This window comes from Streptosporangium sp. CA-135522 (assembly GCF_050949235.1).
Classification (GTDB): Bacteria; Actinomycetota; Actinomycetes; order Streptosporangiales; family Streptosporangiaceae; genus Streptosporangium.
In genome coordinates this window covers 9,047,157-9,068,470 of sequence record NZ_CP192026.1, presented here as the reverse complement: position 1 = coordinate 9,068,470, position 21,314 = coordinate 9,047,157, and the positions used below count along the sequence as shown (strand labels likewise).

General features: G+C 69.7%; 22 protein-coding genes. 11 read left to right on the top strand and 11 right to left on the bottom strand.

Features of this window, described 5'->3' with window-relative positions; all coding sequences use genetic code 11:
* Positions 1 to 166: 166 nt before the first annotated feature.
* The 3 genes from ACQPYK_RS42590 to ACQPYK_RS42580 all read right to left on the bottom strand — a co-directional run bounded on the left by ACQPYK_RS42590 (position 167) and on the right by ACQPYK_RS42580 (position 2,521).
* A complete protein-coding gene (locus tag ACQPYK_RS42590) occupies positions 167 to 925 on the bottom strand; it encodes a hypothetical protein (protein WP_433244969.1) in 759 nt (252 codons plus the stop codon).
* A gap of 126 nt (positions 926 to 1,051) precedes the next feature.
* Positions 1,052 to 1,336 carry a hypothetical protein gene (locus ACQPYK_RS42585; RefSeq protein ID WP_433244967.1) on the bottom strand — a complete coding sequence of 95 codons (285 nt, stop codon included), beginning with the start codon at positions 1,334 to 1,336 and terminating at the stop codon, positions 1,052 to 1,054.
* Positions 1,337 to 1,675: 339 nt separating this feature from the next.
* Positions 1,676 to 2,521 (bottom strand): MBL fold metallo-hydrolase, encoded by an 846-nt coding sequence (locus ACQPYK_RS42580; protein WP_433244964.1) that lies wholly within the window; start codon positions 2,519 to 2,521, stop codon positions 1,676 to 1,678.
* Between the two features lie 86 nt (positions 2,522 to 2,607).
* Here ACQPYK_RS42580 and ACQPYK_RS42575 point away from each other — a divergent pair, with 86 nt between their 5' ends.
* Positions 2,608 to 3,216: a helix-turn-helix domain-containing protein gene (locus ACQPYK_RS42575; RefSeq protein WP_433244961.1), complete on the top strand. Its 609-nt coding sequence runs from the start codon at positions 2,608 to 2,610 to the stop codon at positions 3,214 to 3,216.
* 124 nt (positions 3,217 to 3,340) lie between these two features.
* Here ACQPYK_RS42575 and ACQPYK_RS42570 read toward each other — a convergent pair whose 3' ends face one another.
* Positions 3,341 to 3,946, bottom strand: a complete 606-nt coding sequence (locus ACQPYK_RS42570) for a TetR/AcrR family transcriptional regulator (protein WP_433244958.1) — start codon at positions 3,944 to 3,946, stop codon at positions 3,341 to 3,343.
* A gap of 70 nt (positions 3,947 to 4,016) precedes the next feature.
* Here ACQPYK_RS42570 and ACQPYK_RS42565 point away from each other — a divergent pair, with 70 nt between their 5' ends.
* The gene (locus ACQPYK_RS42565) at positions 4,017 to 4,910 is read left to right on the top strand and encodes an NADP-dependent oxidoreductase (RefSeq protein ID WP_433244955.1); all 894 of its coding nucleotides are present in this window, start codon (positions 4,017 to 4,019) and stop codon (positions 4,908 to 4,910) included.
* Between the two features lie 7 nt (positions 4,911 to 4,917).
* Here the strand turns inward: ACQPYK_RS42565 and ACQPYK_RS42560 are convergent, their stop codons facing one another.
* The gene (locus tag ACQPYK_RS42560) at positions 4,918 to 5,256 is read right to left on the bottom strand and encodes a hypothetical protein (RefSeq protein ID WP_433244952.1); all 339 of its coding nucleotides are present in this window, start codon (positions 5,254 to 5,256) and stop codon (positions 4,918 to 4,920) included.
* A gap of 448 nt (positions 5,257 to 5,704) precedes the next feature.
* Here ACQPYK_RS42560 and ACQPYK_RS42555 point away from each other — a divergent pair, with 448 nt between their 5' ends.
* Positions 5,705 to 6,679 carry an NUDIX domain-containing protein gene (locus ACQPYK_RS42555; RefSeq protein ID WP_433244949.1) on the top strand — a complete coding sequence of 325 codons (975 nt, stop codon included), beginning with the start codon at positions 5,705 to 5,707 and terminating at the stop codon, positions 6,677 to 6,679.
* 68 nt (positions 6,680 to 6,747) lie between these two features.
* On the opposite strand, the gene ACQPYK_RS42550 is transcribed toward ACQPYK_RS42555, so the two are convergent.
* Together ACQPYK_RS42550 and ACQPYK_RS42545 are read right to left on the bottom strand one after the other, a co-directional pair.
* Complete coding sequence (locus tag ACQPYK_RS42550; protein ID WP_433244946.1) at positions 6,748 to 7,620, bottom strand: alpha/beta fold hydrolase; 873 nt, start codon at positions 7,618 to 7,620, stop codon at positions 6,748 to 6,750.
* A 99-nt stretch (positions 7,621 to 7,719) separates the two neighbouring features.
* The gene (locus ACQPYK_RS42545) at positions 7,720 to 9,645 is read right to left on the bottom strand and encodes a DEAD/DEAH box helicase (protein WP_433244943.1); all 1,926 of its coding nucleotides are present in this window, start codon (positions 9,643 to 9,645) and stop codon (positions 7,720 to 7,722) included.
* A 363-nt stretch (positions 9,646 to 10,008) separates the two neighbouring features.
* Here ACQPYK_RS42545 and ACQPYK_RS42540 point away from each other — a divergent pair, with 363 nt between their 5' ends.
* Positions 10,009 to 10,659: a ferritin-like fold-containing protein gene (locus ACQPYK_RS42540; protein ID WP_433244940.1), complete on the top strand. Its 651-nt coding sequence runs from the start codon at positions 10,009 to 10,011 to the stop codon at positions 10,657 to 10,659.
* A gap of 531 nt (positions 10,660 to 11,190) precedes the next feature.
* Here ACQPYK_RS42540 and ACQPYK_RS42535 read toward each other — a convergent pair.
* The 3 genes from ACQPYK_RS42535 to ACQPYK_RS42525 all read right to left on the bottom strand — a co-directional run bounded on the left by ACQPYK_RS42535 (position 11,191) and on the right by ACQPYK_RS42525 (position 12,555).
* Positions 11,191 to 11,421, bottom strand: coding sequence for a DUF3107 domain-containing protein (locus ACQPYK_RS42535; protein ID WP_433244937.1), 231 nt, complete (start codon positions 11,419 to 11,421; stop codon positions 11,191 to 11,193).
* A gap of 112 nt (positions 11,422 to 11,533) precedes the next feature.
* Positions 11,534 to 12,163, bottom strand: a complete 630-nt coding sequence (locus ACQPYK_RS42530) for a TetR/AcrR family transcriptional regulator (protein ID WP_433244934.1) — start codon at positions 12,161 to 12,163, stop codon at positions 11,534 to 11,536.
* 83 nt (positions 12,164 to 12,246) lie between these two features.
* Positions 12,247 to 12,555, bottom strand: coding sequence for a hypothetical protein (locus tag ACQPYK_RS42525; RefSeq protein ID WP_433244932.1), 309 nt, complete (start codon positions 12,553 to 12,555; stop codon positions 12,247 to 12,249).
* Positions 12,556 to 12,757: 202 nt separating this feature from the next.
* Here ACQPYK_RS42525 and ACQPYK_RS42520 point away from each other — a divergent pair, with 202 nt between their 5' ends.
* Complete coding sequence (locus ACQPYK_RS42520; RefSeq protein WP_433244929.1) at positions 12,758 to 13,735, top strand: Ku protein; 978 nt, start codon at positions 12,758 to 12,760, stop codon at positions 13,733 to 13,735.
* A gap of 360 nt (positions 13,736 to 14,095) precedes the next feature.
* Here the strand turns inward: ACQPYK_RS42520 and ACQPYK_RS42515 are convergent, their stop codons facing one another.
* Entirely contained in the window at positions 14,096 to 14,434 is a 339-nt protein-coding gene (locus ACQPYK_RS42515; protein ID WP_433244926.1) for a hypothetical protein, read from the bottom strand.
* Between the two features lie 288 nt (positions 14,435 to 14,722).
* Here ACQPYK_RS42515 and ACQPYK_RS42510 point away from each other — a divergent pair, with 288 nt between their 5' ends.
* From ACQPYK_RS42510 to ACQPYK_RS42485, 6 genes are all read left to right on the top strand, one after another.
* Positions 14,723 to 15,637, top strand: a complete 915-nt coding sequence (locus tag ACQPYK_RS42510; protein WP_433244923.1) for an alpha/beta fold hydrolase — start codon at positions 14,723 to 14,725, stop codon at positions 15,635 to 15,637.
* A 77-nt stretch (positions 15,638 to 15,714) separates the two neighbouring features.
* Complete coding sequence (gene moeZ / locus ACQPYK_RS42505; RefSeq protein WP_433244920.1) at positions 15,715 to 16,896, top strand: adenylyltransferase/sulfurtransferase MoeZ; 1,182 nt, start codon at positions 15,715 to 15,717, stop codon at positions 16,894 to 16,896.
* Positions 16,897 to 17,088: 192 nt separating this feature from the next.
* Complete coding sequence (locus ACQPYK_RS42500) at positions 17,089 to 17,823, top strand: hypothetical protein (protein WP_433244917.1); 735 nt, start codon at positions 17,089 to 17,091, stop codon at positions 17,821 to 17,823.
* Positions 17,817 to 19,052, top strand: a complete 1,236-nt coding sequence (locus tag ACQPYK_RS42495; protein ID WP_433244914.1) for a S8 family serine peptidase — start codon at positions 17,817 to 17,819, stop codon at positions 19,050 to 19,052. The genes ACQPYK_RS42500 and ACQPYK_RS42495 overlap by 7 nt, the downstream gene beginning before the upstream one ends.
* A 32-nt stretch (positions 19,053 to 19,084) precedes the next feature.
* On the top strand, positions 19,085 to 20,038 hold the full coding sequence (locus ACQPYK_RS42490; RefSeq protein ID WP_433244912.1) for a hypothetical protein: 954 nt from the start codon (positions 19,085 to 19,087) through the stop codon (positions 20,036 to 20,038).
* Positions 20,032 to 21,264 carry a S8 family peptidase gene (locus ACQPYK_RS42485; protein ID WP_433244909.1) on the top strand — a complete coding sequence of 411 codons (1,233 nt, stop codon included), beginning with the start codon at positions 20,032 to 20,034 and terminating at the stop codon, positions 21,262 to 21,264. The genes ACQPYK_RS42490 and ACQPYK_RS42485 overlap by 7 nt, the downstream gene beginning before the upstream one ends.
* Positions 21,265 to 21,314 lie beyond the last annotated feature (50 nt).

The following is a 21,314-nucleotide window of genomic DNA, read 5'->3' as shown; positions in this document are numbered from 1 at the left end:
GACCGGGACCCCTACGGACCGCGCTGAACGGCCTGCTGCTGGGCGCGGCTGAGCGTCCGGGGTTCGGGTCGCTGGCGGCGCACAGCGCAGAAACCCCAGCCGGGCACAGCCAGGCTGGGGTTTCTTCATTGTACGGTTGAGCCTTCCGCAGGCGACCAGTCACCCGTCAGCTGGTGAAACGTCCCTCACGGGTGTACTTGCAAGTCCCACTGAGGCAGTTAGGGCTGGACCCCCAGCCGTCGTCATAGGTGACCTTGCGGTGGAGCTTGACCTTGCCCTTGACCTCTTCCGCCTGAAGCCCAGGGCCGACCTTCTCGTCCGCCTGCTTCCACCAGCTGGTGCCGTTCCAGTAGTACAGCCGGTGCCGGGCCCACAGGTAACTCGGCGAGTCCACCGGCAGGCAGTTGAAGATGAAGCTCTCCGCGCGACGCTCCTTGAAACCGCCGAAGTCGAGGGTGGTGTACGACTTGGGAGCCAGGCCGGCCTGGGCGTTGTCGTGCCAGAGGTGCCAGCCCCAGTGTTCGGCGGTGCACGAGGCGGAGAGCACGGCGCCGGCGGGAGCGGTCAGGCCGCGTACGGTGACCGGCTCGCTGGTGATCCGCCGCCGCTGCAGCTCGGCGGGGAGGTCGGTGCCGTGGTCATCGACGAGGCGCTGGGGCACTGGCACGTCGGGCGGGGTGATCTCCAGGTAGGTCTGCAGGTAGCTGTTGCTCCGCTCCCAGGCGATGAGCGGCGCGCGGCCGATGATCCCGAGCTGGGACATCCCCACTTCGTTGGAGGGCTGGCTGTCGGAGAAGCTCACGGTGAGACCGGTCGTGTATTCGATGCGCGCCAGGGGGATCTCCCGGTCGCTCTCCTCGGGTTCGGCCGCAGCCGGGGAGGAGGCGAGCACCATCGTGGCGGTGATAGCTGCGATTAACCTCATGTCACTCCTTGCGGTTGAAGTTGCCTGCGCAGAACGTTAGGAACCGACACTTTCAGTTGCCTTAAACATGAGCTCAGCGCATGCTTCCCGCGCGCCGGCGCCGGATCGGATCGTCTGTCGGGTCTGTCACCACTGACGTCTTCTGTGCTTGGCGGCCTCGCGCTCGAGGCGCGCCAGGCCGCGCCGCAGGTGGAAGTCGTCGAGTGCGGCCAGGGCGTTGTTGACGTAGCGCACCGAGCGTTTGGGGTGGGCCTCACGCAACAGGTAGCGACGGTAGTCACGCACCGCCCAGTCCCGGGCATGGGCGTCGATGAGCGGGTCGCCGCCGGTGGCGGGTCGCTCGGTCGGCCACGCCAGGTACATCCGCACCCGGGAGGCGTAGGTGCGGCGGGTGTCGGCCGCCGGCGGCACTTGTTCCAGCGAGGCGGTGTAGTCGGCGAGCAGGTGCTCGTAGGCGGCGGGTAGCGGGGTGGGGCGGGCGCCCCGCCGTCTCGGCTCGACGGAGTCCGTGTTCTCGGAAGTTTCCGCCGACCGTCACGTTTGATCAGGTCGCCGGGCGGCGCCCGTGGATCCACGGGCGCCGCCGATGCCGCGGTATACCTCGACCGGGATGGGCTGGAGGCCGTCGCGCGTGCGGCTGGTGTCGCGGCGGCCGTCCAGGTGGTCGAGTTCGTGGGCGACCAGCCGGGCCAGACGAGCTTGCCCTCCTTGGCCGCCATCGCGAGCGCGGCCCGGAGCCGACAGGCTCGATCAGCCGATCGGTGGTGCGAGGTACTCCAGCGCATAACCGTCGCCGGAGGCGGTTACGCGGGCGATGCCGGGTGAGTCGAGGTGGGCGCCGGCTACGAAGTGGTGTGGTTGGGTCAGTTGTTCGAGGAGGGCCGCTCGCGCGGCGCGGGCCTGGGACTGGTTGCCGTCGAGCTCCCAGGACACGTTCGGCTGATCGAATTGGAGCGTGGGAACGTGAACGGTGTCGCCCCAGACGAGAAGGTGGCCGGTGCTGCTCCTGACCTCGTAGACGGTGTGACCGGGTGTGTGGCCCGGTGTCGGGATCGCGGTGGTCCAGTCGTTGATCGCGACCTTCTCCGACACGGGTACGACCCGGTCGCGGATCGGCTCGAGCCGCCCGGTGAACACCGAGGTGTCGCCCGCGCCGATCCACACACGCTCGAGTTTGGTGAACGCCTCTGAACCGTCTGGCGCGATCAGGCCGCTCACGTGGTCTTCGTGCTTGTGGGTGATGGCCACATCGGTGACATGCGCGCGGTCGATTCCCGCTTCGTCGAGCGCGTCGTAGATCAATCCCATGGTGGGGTCGTGCCAGGCGTTGGACGCGCCGGTGTCGATGAGAACCGACCGCGTGCCGTCGGTGATGAAGAAGGCGTTGACCGACAGCCGCAAGTTGTCGCCGGCCAGCGGGACGGCGGCTGGCAGCTCATCGAGCGTGCGCCCATCCTCGTCGCGGAGCCGTGTCGGCGGCATGTCGATGTACCCGTCTCGCAACGAGATCACCTGCAGATCGCCGAATTCGAACGTGGCATGGTGCTGGCCACTCGAGATCAAACGCATGGAACCTCCGTCGTGTCCGGCGCACATCGCGCGTCTCCAATAGAAGACCATATCTTCTTTAGGAGAAACCCTACACTGTGGGCGAGCGAGGTACCCATCGATCGAGGAGCACGGTGATCGAGCAAGACGGAAACACGGCCGAACTACAGCACGGTGACGACCTGGCCGGCGCATTCGGCGGTAACGTGCGGCGACGCCGCGAGGAGGCGGGCCTGACGCTGGAGCAGCTGTCCACACAGTCGTCGGTCAGCCGGGCGATGCTGTCCAAGGTCGAACGCGGTGAGAAGAGCCCGACGATCGGCGTCGCGTCTAGGATCGCCCACGCGCTCGACGCGTCGCTCTCGGACCTGATCGGTGCGCCGGCTGCTGCCGCGTCTGGTGTGGCCGTTGTCATGCGCAAGAACGATCGCCCCGTTTTCCGTGACCCGGAAACCGGCTTCGAGCGGCACATGGTGTCAGCGGCCCCGGGCGCGGGAGGAGCCGAGATGGTCGTCCACTACCTCCCCGCGCAGGTCTCTACCGGGCTGCTGCCCGCGTATCCGCCGGGTACGGAGAAACAACTCGTGGTGCTCGAAGGCACCCTCACCGTCGCGATCGGCGGGATCAACGAGACCCTGAACACAGGCGACTCCCTGTTCTTCCAGGCCGACGCGGACCACGGCTTCGCCAACCGAACGAACGCTCCCTGCGAATACATCATGGTCATCTCGCGCAGAACCTGATCGGCCGCAGCTTGCGGGCCTGGACAAAACCGGCTGATGCCTTATCGGGCAACGATTGCCCTGTAGCTTGCGACGCGCCGGTCGGGATCCGTTCTCGGCCGGCGCGTTCTCCATCCCCTGCGCCTCACACCGCAACGCTCTCCCGCGTAGGTGGAGTGGCGCCAGCGACCGCCCAAGCCGCCTCGATCATGCGGAAGATCTCGTCCACCGCGGTTTGCGGGTCGTCCGTTTCGCGGGCGACCGAGAAGGCGTCGACCACGAAGCGTGCGATCGCGCTGCAGGTCGGCGTGGTCTGCGGCAAGTCCAGGCCGGCGGCGATGGCCGTTGCCAGCGACCGGGCGTGGCGCTGTCTCATCGACTCCTCGTACTGCCGCAGCGCCGGTGATTCCTCGATCATGCGCCACAGCGGGGCGGCGCCGTCCGCCGTGCAGTGCTGCACCATGGCATGGATCTCGCGGCGCAGGGCGGGGACGAGCGCCTCGTGCGGCTGGCGGTCGGTGACCGCCCGCACGAGGCGCTGCTCGAAGTCCTCGTCCTGCTCGAAGACCAGGGCTTCCTTCGAGCTGAAATGGGAGAAGAGCGTGGTCACGGCCACGTCGGCCTCGGCGGCCACCTCGCGGATGCCCACCGCGTCGTAGCCGCGCTCGGCGAACAGGCGCAGGGCGGTGTCGGCGATCTTCTGGCGGGTTGCGGCCTTCTTGCGCTCGCGGCGTCCGGACTGCTCGGTCATGCGTTAACACTACCAGGTGCGAAACCATGACCGTTTCAAAAAACTAACGGTTAGTGTTATGGTCTGCCGCATGCAGAAAGTGAACTTCACCGAGTTCGGTGGTCCGGACGTCCTGCACATCATTGAGGCCGAGGAACCCCACGCGGGCCCCGGTCAGGTACGCATAGCGGTGCGGGCAGCAGGCGTGAACCCCGTCGACTGGAGAATCCGTGAAGGCCAGATCCTGAAGGCCCATCCGATCCGGCTGCCCGCCGGAGTCGGACTGGACGCCTCAGGAGTGGTCGACGAGATCGGGGAGGGCGTCGAAGGGTTCGAAATCGGCGACCGCGTGTTCGGCGAAGGCACTGACACCTACGCCGAGTTCGCCGTGCTCTCGGCCTGGGCTCGGATGCCCGACGGCCTGTCCTTCGAAGAGGCGGCCGGGTATCCCTCCGTGGTCGAGACCGCGCTGCGCATCATCGGCCAGGTCGGCGTCCAGCCCGGGCAGACGCTCCTGGTCAGTGGCGCCTCCGGCGGAGTCGGATCCGCGGTGCTGCAGATCGCCCGCGACCGTGGCATCACGGTGATCGGCACGGCCGGGGCGGCGAACCAGGACTATCTGCGCAGCCTCGGTGCCCTCGCCACGACATACGGCCCCGGCTGGGTCGACAGAGTGCGCCGGCTCGGTCCCATCGACGCGGCCCTCGATCTCGCCGGCTCCGGCGTGATTCCCGAACTCCTGGAGTTGACCCGGGACCTGCAGAAGGTCGTCTCCATCGCCGACCTCAGCGCGCCGCAGTTCGGCGTCCGATTCTCCGGCGAGGCCGGAAGCGTGCCGGAGGCACTCGCCGAGGCCGCCGCGCTCATCGCGCGGGGGAAGCTCCACATCCCGGTCGACAAGACCTACACGCTGGCCGAAGCCGCAAAGGCGCACATCGACAGCCGCGCCGGCCACACACGCGGCCGCCGCGTCATCCTCGTCTAGTGCCGCCTCAGGCGACGTTCGTCCTGGTGACGATCTGACGGAAGCGGACGTTGTCCGCATGCCGGTTCCGCCAGGTGATGTAGCGGCCGATCATGCTGCCCCGCTCCTTGTGGCTGGCATGGTCGGTCCCGTCCAGCGCGAAGTAGCGCAAGGCGGTGAACTGCGCCTCGATGCGGTTGAGCCACGAGGAGTTGGTCGGGGTGTAGGTGATCTCGACGTTGCCGGCCTCGGCCCGGTCCGCCATCCGGCGGCATCGCTTGGTGGTCAGATGCGGGGAGCGGTTGTCGCAGACGATCGCGATCCGGGCGACCGAAGGGTGTCTGTCTGGTCTGTCGGCGCAGGTCATGGTGATCCGCCTGCGGGACCGTCAGGGTCCTTCACGAAATGTGCGCCAGACCCTGTATCCGAGAGCCATATGTCGGTCGGTTTGAGAGCCACTCGCTGATCAACTGCCTTGGAGTGTTGGTGAAAACGAGCGCCATGCCCCTGGGTCTGGAGCACGGCTCTCGTGACGCTGTATGAGGGTCCCGGTAGTAATCGCGGAAATCCAATGGATATGCCCCTGACCTGCTTTGATGCGAGGGCGCCGCAGGGCCGGTGTTAAAGGTGTCCCTTGAGTTCACCGAGGTCTCTTCGGCCTCTACAGCCGCAGGACCTGGGCTTATGTGCTGGCGCTCTGACTCTCTAGGTGTTGATGAGGCTTTAGGGATTCTGAAGGTCCGCGGGTCTCGATACCCTTGATTCTGTATGAAATTCCATACATATTGAATTATGTCTCATACAAGGAGAGCCTGATGACCAACCCCCACCCGGCTTACGAGCAGATCACCACCCGCAGCGGCTCCGAGATCCACCTGCGGCTCGGCGTCGCTGAGACCGAACTGCTCGGCGAGGCCGCGCTGCACCTGGCCGCCGGCCTGGACACCGCTCTGCGCGCCATGGCCGAGCTGCGCGCGGGCGCCTGGGACCACACTGCCCCCGGCCCGCACGATGATGGACGGCCCGGCGCCCGCCGGCGTCACCGCATGGAGGAGACCGCGCACGCCCTGGCCCGCGACCTCATCCCGCGCCTGGAGGCGATCCAGGCCGCCACGCTGCGCCGCTGGAAAGCAGAGGGAGCCAGCTACGCCGAGATCGCCTTAGCGATGGGTCTGAGCAACGCGGCCGGGGCGCCGAACCGGGCCACTGCTCAGTCCCGGCTGCGCGCTCTGGAGGACGCCGGGCCGTCCCCACTGGAGCGCTGGGTGTGCGAGCCGAACACGCACGCCCGCGACGTGTGCGACCACACCTCCAGCGGCGTCATCGTCACTGACGAGCACGGCCGGTATCTGCTGATCGAACGGGCCGAGTACCCGCACGCCTGGGCTCCGCCGACCGGGCATGTCGACGACCGCGACGACCCGGGAAGGACCGCCCACGAGGAGGTCACCAAGGAGACCGGCCTGATCGTCGGCCAACTGGAGCATATGACCGGCGGGTGGCGGCCCAACCGGTGCTGCCGCCTCGTCCGCCAGGGACGCACGCCCGGCCACCACTGGACCATCTACCGCGCCATCGTTACCGGCGAGCCGGCCCCGTCCGCCGACAAGACGCGCGTCGCCCGCTGGGTGACCGGCGCCGAGCTTCAGGCACTGGCCGACCGGACCGCCGCCTACGCCCGCGGCAAGGTCACCGAGGCCGAGTGGGCCGCCTCCCCCGGCCTGGAGGACGTGTGGAGGTGGTGGCTGCGCCGGGTCGGCATCCTCGACACCGCGGACGTGGCCAGATGACCGCCCGGCCGCGCCCCTGATCACCCGCGCCCCTGCACAGGCGTGCGGGCGGCGCCGGCTCGCCGGTCTCAGCCCAGCGGGCGGGCCTCGGCCGCGTTCCAGAATCTGGTGAGCGCGGCGGCCGTCGTCTCCGGGGCCTCGACCGCGGGGGAGTGGGCGGCGCCCGGGACGACCACGCACTCGGCGTTCAGCCGGTCGGCCATCTCGGACTGCATCCGCGGTGGCCAGCCGTCGTCGTGCTCGCCGTACAGGACCAGGGTGGGGATCTCGACCTGGGTGAGCTCCTCACACCTGTCCGGCGCGGAGAGCACCTGCTCGGTCATCGCGGCCATGCCGGTGACGGAGTTGGCGAACAACCGCTTGCGGAGGAAGGCGATGATGTCGTCCGGGACCCCCGAAGCCAGGGCTTCCGACTCCATCCGGGTGTTCCATATGTGTTCGAGGCCGAACTCGGGAAGCTCGGCGATCATGATCCGGCCCGCACGCTCGCGCACACCGACGATCGCGGCGGGGCCCGAGCTCATCAGCGTGTAGGAGGCGAACTTGGTGCGGCCGTCGATGACCGCCTCCCGGGTGACCAGGCCGCCGAAGGAGTGTCCGACCAGGTGGAGGGGCTCGCCCCCGCCGATCGTGTGCGCCAGGACGTCGATGTCGTTGCCGAGCGCGGCGCAGGTGTAGGCATGGGGGTCGTCAGGACCGTTCGTCTCGAACTGCCCGCGCATGTCGACCGCGATGACCCGGCGCCCCGACTGGGCGAGAGTCTGCAGGACCGCGATGAAGTCTTCCTTGCTGCCCGTGAGACCGGGGACCAGCAGGGCGGGCCAGCGCTCGGGGACGCCGCTGACCGGCAGGGCCTCCAGTGCGGCGAAGGTGCCCACCGTCGTGTCGATCTGACGGGATCGGACGCCAGGAGGCAGGGTCAGAAATCGCGGCGTACTCACGTGGCCCCACGATACCTCTCTTGGTGACATGACTCTGTGCGTCTGGAGACGTGAAAAGGGGCGCCACCTCGTGGTCGCGCCCCTTTTCCCTTGGTACGGCTAGCTCGGGCGGCGTGCGCCCCGCTGCGGCCCCCTGTTCGGCGGGCGACGGCGGCTCTGCGCCCGCTCCGAGGCCGCCGAGGGGGCGATCTCGTCGTCGTCCGTCGCCAGGTCCGGCGACTGGAAGATCACCGCGAACGGGCTCGCCGGAATGATCTTCTCCGGCTGCGGCCGGGGCGCGGGTTCCGCCGCGGGCTCGTCGTCCCAGTGGTCGATCACGGGCTCGTCCTCCCACTGCGAAACCTCGGCCACCGGCTCACGCCTGCGGCGCGGCCTGTCGGCTCGCTCCGTCACGGGCTCCGTGCGGTCCTGGAAGCCGGCGTCCTCGATGAGGCTCACCTCGGGGTTCAGTCCGGCCTTCCGGGTCCTGCCCCGGCGGGGCGCGGCCTCGGCGGGCTGGTCGTCACGGTTGTCCTTGCGGGACGTCACGTCCACCTCCACCTCGGTGAGTTCGGCGATCGGGCTCTGGATCACCTCGGCCACGACCGGTGCCGAGGTCTCCTCGGCGACGCGACCGCCACGGGAGCGACGACGCTTGGGCTCCTCCACCGGCACCTCCACCGGCACCGTCTCGACCGTCTCGGTCACCCGCGCGGCCGGGGCGGTCGTCTCGACCGCCTGCGGCGCCGGAGCGACCTCCACGGTGTCCTCGTTCGGCCGGCCTGCGCGGGTGCGGCGGCGCTCCCGGGTGCGGGCGGGACGCTCGCGGCGCTCCTCCCGCTCCTCCTCGCGGCCCTTGCGGGGGCCGCGGGAGCGGATACGGCCGGTCTCGCCGAGATCTTCGACCTCTTCGGCCGCCAGGCCCGCCCGGGACCGGTTGGCGCGCGGCAGCACGCCCTTGGTGCCCTCGGGAATGCCCAGCTCGCTGAAGACGTGCGGAGAGGTCGAGTAGGTCTCGACCGGCTCGGCGAAGTGCAGCGAGAGCGCGTTGTTGATCACCTTCCAGCGGGTGAGGTCCTCCCACTCCACGAAGGTCACCGCGACGCCGGTCTTGCCCGCCCGGCCGGTGCGGCCGATCCGGTGCACGTAGGCCTTCTCGTCCTGCGGGCAGTCGTAGTTGACGACGTGCGTGACGTCGTCGACGTCGATGCCGCGTGCCGCGACGTCGGTCGCGACCAGCACGTCGATCTTGCCGTTGCGGAAGGCTCGCAGAGCCTGCTCGCGCTGGCCCTGTCCCAGGTCCCCGTGGACGGCCGCGGCGGCGAAGCCGCGCTCCTTGAGCTCCTCGACGACCTTGTCGCAGGCGCGCTTGGTCTCACAGAAGATCATCGTGAGTCCGCGCCCCTCGCACTGAAGCATGCGGCCGACGATCTCGATCTTGTCCATCCGGTGCACACGCCAGACGAACTGGGTCGTCTGCGGTGTCGCCTCGGCCTCGGCGTCGTTGTTCTCGGCCCGCACGTGGGTGGGGCGGGAGAGGTAACGCCGGGACAGGGCGACGATCTCGCCCGGCAGGGTCGCGGAGAACAGCATCGTCTGCCGCTCGTCCGGGATGAGCTTGATGATGCGCTCGATGTCGGGCAGGAAGCCCAGGTCGAGCATGCGGTCGGCCTCGTCGAGGACGAGGACGTCGATCTGGCCGAGGTCGAGGTGCTTCTGCTTGACCAGGTCGAGCAGGCGGCCCGGGGTGCCGACGATGACGTCGACGCCCTGCTTGAGGGCCTCGATCTGGGGTTCGTAGGCGCGCCCGCCGTACACGGTGAGGATCCGCGAGCCGAGCTTGCCGGCGGCCGTCACCAGGTCTTCGGTGACCTGGACGGCCAGCTCGCGGGTCGGCACGACGACCAGCCCGCGGGGCTTCTTGCGGTTCTTCCGGGGCTTGCCGACACGCTGCAGCATCGCCACGCCGAAGGCGTAGGTCTTGCCGGTGCCGGTGCGCGCCTGGCCGATGATGTCCTGGCCGTTGAGGGCCAGGGGGAGTGCCATCTCCTGAATCGGGAACGGCATGGTGATGCCCTCGGTCTCGAGGGCATCGGCGATCTCCGGTGCTACTCCGAGGTCTCGGAACGTGGTCAGCTTGGCCTGCCTAAATCTCCGTTGAAGGCAGTCCTGCCGGGACCACGGGCTGAAATTTCCCCGTGTCGTGTCCTCGCGGAAGGGCTAGCCCTCTCATGTCATCAGCGACCGCTGCGGCATGATGCCGACTTGGGGGCTTCCAGGAGCAGATGACCTGGATTAACACAGTGCGGTCGCACTTTCTCAGAGCAGTGTACTCGATACCACAACGAGGAACCGATTTCTTGGTATTCCTGGTGAATCGCCGGGCGTGTCAACTCGTAGGCTGCCTGCATGAGTGATTCCCCTGCCGGCGTCGCCGACCTGCTCGGTGTCCTGGCCTATGCCGAGCTGACCGCGTTCCTGCGCCTCGCCGAGGACGCCACCCGGCACGCCCCCTCGCTGACCGACCGGGCCGCTCTCGGCGACCTGGCCGCGACCGAGTACGCCCACTTCCGGCTGCTCCACGAGCGGCTCACCTCGCTCGGAGTGGACCCGGAGGAGGCGATGGCGCCGTTCGTCGGGCCGCTGGACGACTGGCACACCCAGACCACGCCTGGAGACTGGCTGGAAGCCCTGGTCAAGGCGTACGTCGGCACCGGCATCGCCCTGGACTTCTACCGAGAGGCGGCCGTCCAGGTGGACGACGCGACGCGGCGGCTCGTCGAGGAGGTGATCGAGGACGAGGGGCGCTCACAGTTCGCGGTGGAGCGGGTCAGCGCGGCGCTCAAGGAGGACCCCTCGCAGAGCGGGCGGCTGGCGCTGTGGGCCAGGCGGATGGTCGGGGAGGCGCTGAGCCAGGGCCAGCACGTGGCCGCCGCCCGGCCGGAGCTCGCGAAGCTGCTGGTGGAGGCCGCGGGAGAGGACATCACCCGGATGTTCGCCCGGCTGACCGAGGCGCACGGCAAGCGGATGGCCGCGATGGGGCTGACCCCGGGGCCGTAAGCGAGATAGGGCTGACCCGGGGCCGTAAGCGAGGGGGCCGCCCCCGGGATCGTAAGCGAGATGGGGTCGCCCCCGGGGCCGTAAGCGAGTGCCGCGGGAACGCCCGGCCCGGCCCCGGGAAGGGTCGCCCGGGACGGGAGCCGGGACGGCGATTCTGCCCGGCAGACGGGCGGTTTCGGCGGCTCGGAGGCGACAGGTCTGTTTATCGAGCAGCGTGAAGGGGCCGAACGGCTGTACCGTGCGAGATATGAGGGCCTCGCGCCGCTACGGCAGTTCCTTGACCAGATGTGGGCCGAACCGCTGGACTTCGCGCGCCGTGTTACGCAGGGGTGGCGGAGATTGTCCGGCCATCAGCCTGGGGCGTCATCGCATCCGGCGGGCCAGGCGTCCGCATGGCTGCGGCCTGGGCGAGCGAGACGGGCGCTGCGAGGACTGAGCCGGCCGTCGCGGGGGCGAGCCGGTGCCGCGGCCGCCCCCGGACCCGCGCCATGGTCGACGGACGACGACCTGGCGCGAGCCGTACGGGATCTTTCAGAGGGTGCCGCCGAAGCCGATGGGTCGGGTCTCCTCCTCGCCGATCTCGATGAAACCGAGGGATGAGATCGGGACGAGGACCCTTCGGCCCTTGTTGTCGGTGATGCCGAAGATGCCGCGGTCGGCGGCGACGGCCTTGCCAAGCTCCTCCTCGACCTGTTCGGTCGAGAGGTCGGTCTCCACTACAAGCTCACGGTGCACCGAACGTACGCCGATTTTGATTTCCATCGTGCTCCCTTTCGACGAGGGCTGCTGCTCCCATGGTCGCCCCATCGGGGATGCGACGCGCCGGTTGATCGCGTCAAGCGAACAGACGCGTCGGTGGCCGCGGGCACGTGGGTCAGTGGTCGGCGTTCGTCCGGGGGAAGCCCGAGATGCCCCGCCAGGACAGCCTGGCGATGAGCTGGGTGGCGGCGTCCTTGGGAATGGAGCCGTTGCTGCTGATCCAGTATCGGGCGCTGACCTCGGCCATGCCGACCATGCCGACGCCCAGCAGCCGCGCCTCGTCGCTGGAGCAGCCGGTGTCATCCTGGATGACCTGGCTGATCATCTCGGCGCTCTCGCGGAGGTTGCGCTCGATGCGCTGGCGGACCGGTGCGACGTTGCGCAGGTCGGACTCGAAGACCAGGCGGAACGCCTCGCCCTGGCCGGAGACGAAGTCGAAGAAGGCGCCGATCGCGGCCTGGACGCGCTGCTTGTTGTCCGTGGTGGAGGCGAGGGCGTCGCGACAGCGGGCGATCATGTCGTCCACGTGCAGGTCGAGCAGGGCCAGGTAGAGCTCCTGCTTGCCGGGGAAGTGCTGGTAGAGCACCGGCTTGCTGACCCCGGCCCGCTCGGCGATGTCGTCCATCGCGGCTGCGTGGTAGCCGTTCTCCACGAATACTTCCTGCGCCGCGCTGAGCAGCTGGCGGCGACGGGCCATTCGGGGCAGCCGGGTGCCCCGGGGCTTGGCGTCCGGGGTAGCGGTCACGGCGTTCTCCTTGCGGGTGCTCCTGCTGTCGTGAATCATCCTACGCGCGGGTAACTCGGCTCAGCGATAGACGGCTCGCCGGGTCAGCGGTAGTCGTCCTCGTCGAGCTCCACCGTGCGGCTCTGCTCGGCGGCGTCCGCGGGGTCGGCCTCCAGCGGGATGTGGTCGGGCCATTCGGGGCCGTCGTCGTGCATCGGGCGGCTCTGCTCGGCGACGTCGGCCTCGGGCATCTCGGCCGAGATCTCGCCGGGCCATTCGGGGCCGTCCTCGTGCACCGGCCGGTGCTGTTCGGCCGCGTCGGCGTCGGACGCCTCGATCCCGATCTCCCCGGAGAGGGTCTCGTCGGGCTCTTCCCCGTGCAGGCTGTCGTCGCGCACACCCATCTCTGACACCCGCTCTTCCGTCCTCCTGCGAACATCGGACACCGCCAAGCGTACGGCGTCAGGGCCCGGGTGCTGAGAAAGCCATGGCATCGGATCTGCCATGGCGGGTATCTGCCTCGATGGTGAGTGTTTGAATCCACCCGACCTTGTTTCCGAAATTTCCGAACTGGTGTGCGAAGCTTGGCGGGAGGCCCCGAGATAGGGAGACGCCATGCGGAGCATCTGGAAGGGCACCGTATCGTTCGGGTTGATCACGATCCCGGTCAGGCTGTTCACCGCGACCCAGCGTCGTGACATCACCTTCAACCTGGTGCACGGGGAGGACGCGGGCCGGATCAGGTTCCGCCGGTTCTGCCAGGTGTGCGAGGAGGAGGTCCCGTTCGCCGACGTGGCCAAGGGCTACGAACTCCCGACCGGCGACATGGTCGTGCTCGCCGGCGACGACTTCGAGGACCTGCCGCTGTCCAGCTCGCGCAGGATCGACGTGCTCCAGTTCAGCCCGGCGGATCAGATCGATCCGATCCTGCTCGACAAGGCCTACTACCTGGAGCCGGACGCGGCCGGTGTGAAGCCCTACGTCCTGCTGCGCGACGCGCTGGAGCGCTCCGGGCTGGTGGCGATCGTCAAGGTGGCGCTGCGGCAGCGCGAGTCGCTGGCGGCGCTGCGGGTCCGGGAGGGGGTGTTCGTGCTGGAGACCATGCTCTGGCCGGACGAGGTGCGCCCGGCGGACTTCGGGTTCCTGGAGGAGGGCGTCGACGTCCGACCCCAGGAGGCCAGGATGACCGAGTCGCTGATCGAGACGATGGTCGCCGACTTCGACCCCTCGGCGCACAAGGACGCCTACCGGGAGGCGCTCCATGAGGTCATCGAGGCGAAGATCGGCGGTAGGGAGGTCGTTCCCGCCGAGGTCCCGATCGAGGAAGGGCCGCCGGCCGACCTGATGGCCGCGCTCCGCGCCAGCGTCGAGGCCGCCAAGAAAGAGCGTCGCGGCCCGGCTCGGGGCGCGGGAAAGGCCCCGGTCGCGTCCGCCGGGGGTGAGCGCGCGGAGAGGGGCCGGCGGGCGGGTGTGCGGAGGCCTCCGGAGGAGACCCCCGAAAAAGGCGCGGAAAAGGGCGCGGAGAAAGGCGCGGAAAAAGACGCGGAAAAGCAGAAGGCGTCCCGTCGGGGAAAGGCGCGCCGCCCGGCGTGAACTCCGCGGCGCGATGAACCGGTTCGGACGCGGGCTCCGTGGATGTGAATGGAAATCCACGGAGCCCGCGCCTTGAAAATACCGCGAACAACGAAGAGGTCTCACGCCAGCTGAGAATCGGAGACTCGGAGACCTCTGTCGGGTGCCCGTGTCCCCCTGTGGTCACGGCTCTCCTGCGAGAACCGCGACCCGGGTGGACACGGGCACCCTGCTCCTCCGCCATGGGCCCCGAAGCTCATGCCCCGCCGTGGGCCCGGAGCTCACAACAACGGTGAATCGGGTCGCGTGCCGTCATGTTCCTCGACCACGCGTCGCGCTCAGGTGCGAGCGCTACCCCGGTTCGGTGTCCGGCCGTGAAGGTCAGACGTTGTTGTTGTTGTTGTTGTTCTCGGGCTCGCTTTCCTCGCCGCCGTTGTTGTTGTTGTTGTTGATGTTGATGTTGAACTTGCGGTGGCCACGGCGGTGGTCGTGGTCGTTGCAGCGACGGTTGCAGCCCCAGCCGCCCCAGCAGCGCCACCTACGGTGGCAGCCGCAGCTCGCCCAACCGAAGTTGGCCTGGAAGGAGGCGATGGAGGTGGTGCCCACGCCGGCGGTGGCGCCCGCGCTGGTCGCCGTGGTCACGGCGCCCAGGCCGACGGCTCCACCGGCCATTGCCGTGCTGAGTGCGAGACCTGCGATGACACTCTTGAACTTGGGCATTGCGTTTCCCCCTTGAAAGGATCGGTTGCCCCGTTTTCAGGCATTTTCCGGAGTGATCGGATAATGCCCCGGGATGGCCGCTAATGGGCCGTCCCTGGTTGTCTTGATTTCCTCGGATGTCGGGTGACAAACGGAGATTGGTGGCTTTTGCTCTTTGCTTGTCTCTTCATTGACGGCATTGGACTTTCATCGAATGTTTTGCAGTGGAATGCCTTTAATGTCGCATTTGTGCAGGGATCGTGCGGCGGGAGCTATCGTCAAAGGAGAAGGCGGAACGAGGGAGGACGTGTGGGTGTGGAGCCGATTCCGAGCTGGCCCGGAGAGCTGATCGAGCTGGGGGAGCGGTGCGTCCACGTGCGCTCGACCCCGCCCGGACCCGCCGAGACCGCCGTCTACGTGCACGGCCTCGCCGGCTCGGCGACCAACTGGACCGACCTGATGGGCGAGCTGTCCGACGTGGTCACCGGCCACGCGATCGACCTGCCGGGAGCCGGCCACTCCCCGGAGCCGTCCGACGGCGACTACTCCGTCGACGCCCACGCCCGGACCGTCGCGGCGCTGATCGAACGGGTCGCCGCAGACCCCGTCCACCTGTTCGGCAACTCCCTGGGCGGCGCGGTCTCGGTGCGGGTCGCCGCGACCCGTCCGGAGCTGGTCCGCTCGCTCACGCTCATCTCGCCCGCCCTGCCCGACCTGCTTCCCCGGTACGGCCCGGCGCGGGTGGCCCTGTCGGCGCTGCCGAGGCTGGGCGAGTGGGCCGCGTCGCAGTTGACCGCCGTGCCCGCCGAGCGCAGGCTCAACGCCACGCTCGGCATGTGTTACGCCGACCTCGGCCGGATCCACCCGGAACGGCTCCGGGAGGCGGCCGAGGAGCTGCGCCGCAGGGACGGCCTGCCGTACGCGGCGACCGCGCTGGTCGGCTCGGCGCGGGGCATCGTGGCCGAATACTTCAGGCGCGGCGCGGAGAACCTGTGGCGGCAGGCGGCCCAGGTGACCGCGCCCACCCTGGTCGTCCACGGACGCCACGACCGGCTCGTCAACCCGCGCATGGCCGCGCGGGCCGGGCGGACGTTCCCCCATGTCCGCCTGGTACTGCTGCCCGACGCCGGGCACGTGGCGCAGATGGAGCTGCCCGCGAGGGTCGCCCGCGAGGCCCGGCGTCTGATAGGTGAGACTGCCCCCGTCTCGATTGGGAATGAGTGAGGCACCGCATTAGGTTGTGAATGGTGCGTGCTGCGTCCAGCCGTACCGTCAAGACCCCCTGAAACGGGAGCAGAACTGTGTCGTTGCCACCGCTGGTAGAGCCGGCAGCCGAGCTGACCGTCGACGAGGTGCGCCGCTACTCGCGCCACCTGATCATCCCCGACGTGGGCATGGCCGGGCAGAAGCGCCTGAAGAACGCCAAGGTGCTCTGTGTGGGCGCCGGCGGTCTGGGCTCCCCTGCCCTGCTGTACCTCGCGGCCGCGGGTGTGGGCACGCTCGGGGTCATCGACTTCGACGTCGTCGACGAGTCCAACCTGCAGCGTCAGATCATTCACGGCCAGTCCGACGTCGGCCGCCTCAAGGCGGAGAGCGCGGCGGCCAGCGTCAAGGAGATCAACCCGCTGGTCGACGTGGTCATCCACAACGTGGCGCTGACCACCGACAACGTCATGGAGATCTTCTCCCGGTACGACCTGATCGTGGACGGCACCGACAACTTCGCCACCCGCTACATGGTGAACGACGCGGCCGTCCTGCTCGGCAAGCCGTACGTCTGGGGCTCGATCTACCGCTTCGACGGCCAGGCCAGCGTTTTCTGGGCCGAGCACGGCCCCTGCTACCGCTGCCTCTACCCCGAGCCCCCGCCCCCCGGCATGGTTCCCTCCTGCGCCGAGGGCGGCGTGCTCGGCGTGCTGTGCGCGTCGATCGGCTCCATCCAGGTCAACGAGGCGATCAAGCTTCTCACCGGCATCGGTGACCCGCTGGTCGGCCGGCTCATGATCTACGACGCCCTGGAGATGAACTACCGCTCGGTCAAGGTCCGCAAGGACCCCGAGTGCGTGCTCTGCGGTAAGAACCCGACGGTCACCCAGCTCCTGGACGACTACGAGGCCTTCTGCGGCGCGGTCTCCCAGGAGGCCCAGGAGGCCGCCTCCGGCTCCACGATCACCGCGACGGACCTGAAGTCCATGCAGGACGCCGGGGAGAACATCTACGTCATCGACGTTCGCGAGCCGAACGAGTACGAGATCGTCTCCATCCCCGGAGCCGTGCTCATCCCCAAGGGCGAGTTCCTCAACGGCTCCGCGCTGGAGAAGCTCCCGCAGGACAAGCGCATCGTTCTCCACTGCAAGTCCGGCGCCCGGTCCGCCGAGGTCCTGGCGATCGTCAAGAACGCCGGGTTCTCCGACGCGGTCCACGTGGGCGGCGGCGTGCTGAGCTGGGTCAAGACGATCGACCCGAGCCTGCCGACCTACTAGCCGGGCCCGCGCCCGCCGATCCGCCGGATGCCCGCCGGCGCCCCGTGGAGCTCCGCTCCACGGGGCGCCGCGCCGGTTTTTCGGACTACGGCTTTCCACGTTGCGGCTTTCCGGGCCGCCGATATTTTTCAATGCTGCCGATCCGGACGGAACGGCAGATGACACCCTCCTCCCCGCATTAAGGTCGAGGGCGTGAATGAAGTCCCAGGTCAGCGGCGGCCTTCCTGGCCGACGCTGGTCGTGGCGTCCGCGCTGACGCTGACCTGCGCGGTGGTGGCCGGGGTGGCTTCGAGTGCCGCGGGGGCGGAGCTGACGCGCGGTCCGAGCGCGGCGGAGCTGGACAGGGCCGCGGCCGACGAGATGACCCGGCGCTGGCAGGTCTGGCCGGCCGGCCGTATCTTCCCCGAGAGCATCAGCTACGCCGCCGAGCAGGGCGGGGAGGAGAAGGCCCACCGGGTGGGCATCTCGACGGAGACCCGCTGCGACAGGGGCGTGGACGCCGGGCTGCGGAAGGCGCTGCGCCGGGCGGACTGCCGGGCCGTCCTGCGCGCCACCTACCTCGACGCGCTCCAGGGCATCGTCGTCACCGTCGGCGTCGTCGCCTTCGCGGGAGAGTCCGGCGCGGTGGCGGTCGAGAGGACGCTGCCCAGGGGCGGCCGTCCCTCCCCGGGACTGAAGGCCCTGGCCTTCCCCGGCACCGTCACCGACCGGTTCACCTCCGCGGGGCGGCAGAACAGCCTGGTACGGCAGGCCGGGCCGTACGTGGTGATGAGCACGGTGGGGCAGACCGACGGCCGTCCAGCCAAGGCGGTGGGAGAGCAGCGACCGACCATGTTCGCCTTCGCCGGGGACATCGCCGACAGGATCCTCGCAGGTCTGTCCACGCCCGCGCGGCCCGACTGCGCCTCACGGGAGTGGCGGTGTTGAGAGGGGCGGGCGTCGCCGCGGTGCTGGCCCTGATCGTGTTGGGGCCGGCGCCCGCCGTGCACGCCGACGACGTGCGAGGCGGCCAGCGCCAGGTGCTGCGCACCCTCGACCTGCCCAGTGCCTGGCGGACCTCCCAGGGCAGGGAGGTGACCGTGGCGGTGCTGGACTCGGGGGTGGACCCCGACCATCGCGACCTGGCGGGTTCGGTGACCGAGGGCAAGGACTTCACCGCGGGGGCGAATCCGCCGGGGGTCGCCCCGCGGCGGCTGCACGGCACCTACATGGCCTCGCTCATCGCCGGGCACGGTCACGGTCTCGGCGGGGCGGACGGCGTGATCGGCGTCGCGCCCAGGGCGCGGGTGCTGTCGGTGCGGGTGATCCTGGAGGACGAGGAGCCGGGTTTCCGGGAGTTCAACACGGCCGAGCGGTTCGAGAACGTGGTGGCCAAGGGCATCCGGTACGCGGTGGACCAGGGCGCGGACGTGATCAACATGTCGATCTCCAAAGAGCTGGCGACCAAGGAGGAACGGGCGGCGATCCGTTACGCGATCTCCCGGGGGGTCGTGCTCGTCGCGGCGGCGGGCAACGAGGGCGCGGGCAAACCTGAGTCCACCGGTTACGCCCCCTACTCCTACCCGGCGGCCTTCCCGGGGGTGGTCTCGGTCGCGGCGGCCGACCGGGGGCTGCGCAGGGCCTCCTTCTCCAACTGGAACCCCTCGGTCCTGGTGGCGGCGCCCGGGGTGGACATCCTCGGGGCGGGTCCCGGCGACGAATACTGGGTGGGCCGGGGCACCTCCCAGGCGACCGCGCTGGTCTCCGGTGTCGCCGCACTGATTAAAGCGAAATATCCGAAAATGTCGCCCGTGCTGGTCGTGCAGGCCCTCGCCGCCGGCGCGAGCCGCCGACCGGCCGGAGGATATGACACCGGCATGGGCTTCGGCGTGGTCAACGCCCCCCGGGCACTGGCCGAGGCCGCCAGGATCTCCCGCCACACCCTCACCGCCAAGGGGGCCGGCAGCCACGACCCCGCGCGCCCGCTGGGCGGCGGGGCGGAGCCCGTGCAGGTGGTCCACCGGGACCGGCACAGGATCACCCTGTACGGGGCGGTGGCCGTGGTCGCCGGACTCTGCGCGGTCGCGTCCATGGCGATGATCGCCGTGCTCGTCGGCCGGACGCGGTCGGTGACGTCCCGGACGGAACGCGACACCACAAATACACTCCGGCGATAGGGCGGCAGGGCCGTGCGACGTAGCATCGAAGTATGTCGAAGCCCGGGCGGCCTCAGGAGCCGGGACGGCGCCGGGAAGCCTCGGCGTCTCCCGCCCGCGAGGGCTGGCCGCCGCCCGGCTCGTGGACGCCTCGGGCGGGCGGCGCCCGGGTACGGCGCGCACCCCCGCCCCGCCCCGCGGTCCGGCGGGTCCGGGCCTGGCCGGCCGCGGGCCGTAACCGCGCGGCGGCCGAGCGCGCCGAGCTGGCGACGCTGGAGCAGGGGATCCGGTTTCGCACGATCTTCCTGATCCTGATGGGCACGATCCTGGCGATCGCCGCCGGCGACGTGCTGACCGGCACGGTCGGGCTGTTCCGCGAGACCGCGGCCCGCCCGCTGACGTCCGCCGAGCAGGCCCGCTACATCAAAGACGACATCGCCAGACGCTGGCACGCCTGGTCGGCCGACCTGGTCTTCCCCGCCGAGTTGCAATACCTCGGCCTCGGCCGCGCCCAGCAGTACGCCCGGCGCGTCGGCATGGCCCCCGAGATCCCCTGCCGGTCCGGCGTGGACGCTCCGACGGGCTCCGTCCTCGCCCAGTACGGCTGTCGCACGCTGTTGCGGGCCACCTACGTGGACCAGACGTCCACGTTCGTCATCACCGTGGGCATCGCGGTGCTCCCGGACGAGGAGGCGCGGATCGCCGCGACCGCCCAGCTTCCGGTCGACGACAGGGTCGGAGTGCGCCCCGTGGCCTTCCCCGGCACGGCGAGTGAGCTGTTCGGCTCCGCCCAGCGGCAGCGTAACGCCTGGATTCCGATCGGCCCCTACATCGTCTTCTCCACCGCCGGCTACGGCGACGGGCGCACCCGGGGGTCGATCTCCCCGGAGGAGATGCTGCACAGCGAGCTGTGGCCGGCCGCTCAGGCCGTCGCCGGACGCATCGCCCGCGCACTGGGCGACGAGCCCAACGCCGTGCCGCAGTGCACCCAGGGAAACGTGTGCTGAGGCGGCCGTGGGCGGCGGCAGCCCTGGTCGCGCTCTCCCTGACGGTCGCCACCCCGGTGGGCGCCGCCGACGTGCGTGAGGACCAGCGCTGGGTGTTCAGGGCGATGAACATCGAGCAGGCCTGGAAGGTCACCAGGGGCGCAGGCGTCACCGTGGCCCTGGTGGACAGCAAGGTCGACAGCGGCGTCGCGGAGCTGCGCGGCCGGGTCGTCTCGGGGCCCGACATGGGCTCGGTGGAGCCCGTCGGCGACGAGAGCGCCACCGCCTGGCACGGCACCGCGATGGCCTCGCTCATCGCCGGGGCGGGAAAGGGGGACGGCGGCCTCCTCGGGACCGCGCCCGAGGCCCGCATCCTGTCGCTGCCGCTGGTCCTGCGGGGCGGGGGAGGAGACCAGGCCGTCCTGCCGGAGGCGGACCTGCGCACGCGCACCGACAGTCCGCTGGCCCGCGCGATCCGCTATGCGGCCAACCACGGGGCCAAGGTCATCAGCATGTCCCTGGGCGCCTACGGACCGCACAAAGCCGAGAGGGAGGCGGTCTCCTACGCCCTGTCACGGGGTGTGGTGCTGGTCGCGGCCGTCGGCAATGACGGCGAATCCCAGTACGCGCTCGACAACGCCACCTCCTTCTGGAGCTTCCCCGCCGGATACTCCGGGGTCATCGGGGTGGGCGCGGTCGATTCGGCGGGCCGGCCGGCCCGGTTCAGCAGCGACAACCTCTCGGTCCTGGTCTCCGCGCCGGGCGTGGACGTGCCGGTGGTGACCCCGGGCGGTGACTATGGCTCCTCGGAGGGGACCAGTTCGGCGACCGCGCTGGTGGCGGGGGTCGTCGCGCTCATAAAAGCGAAATACCCTGATATAACGCCACATCTAGTGGCGCAGGCCCTCACCTCGACCGCCACGTCCGCGCCCACCGCCGGCTACGACGACCACGTCGGGTTCGGCGTCGTCAACGCCGGTGCGGCGCTCGCCAGGGCGGGAGAGCTGATGAGTCGCGCGGCGGAGCCGCCGACGCCGGTGGGCAAGCACTTCGGCGAGGGGCCCGTGCCCCAGGAGCCCGCCCGGCCGGGCCCCGATCCGGTCCGGCTCTGGCTGTACGGCGCGGGACTGCTCGGCGGGTTGCTCGCGTTCGGAGGGGCCGTGGTGATGCTCTCCCGGCGGCCGGAGCCGTACGGCGGGCCGGCCGAGGAGCAGGAGGCCGGGCCGAGAAGCCACCGGGTCGGTTGAGTTCGATTGGAACGCGTTTTGGACACCGTTCGGACGCGGTGGGGCCGAAT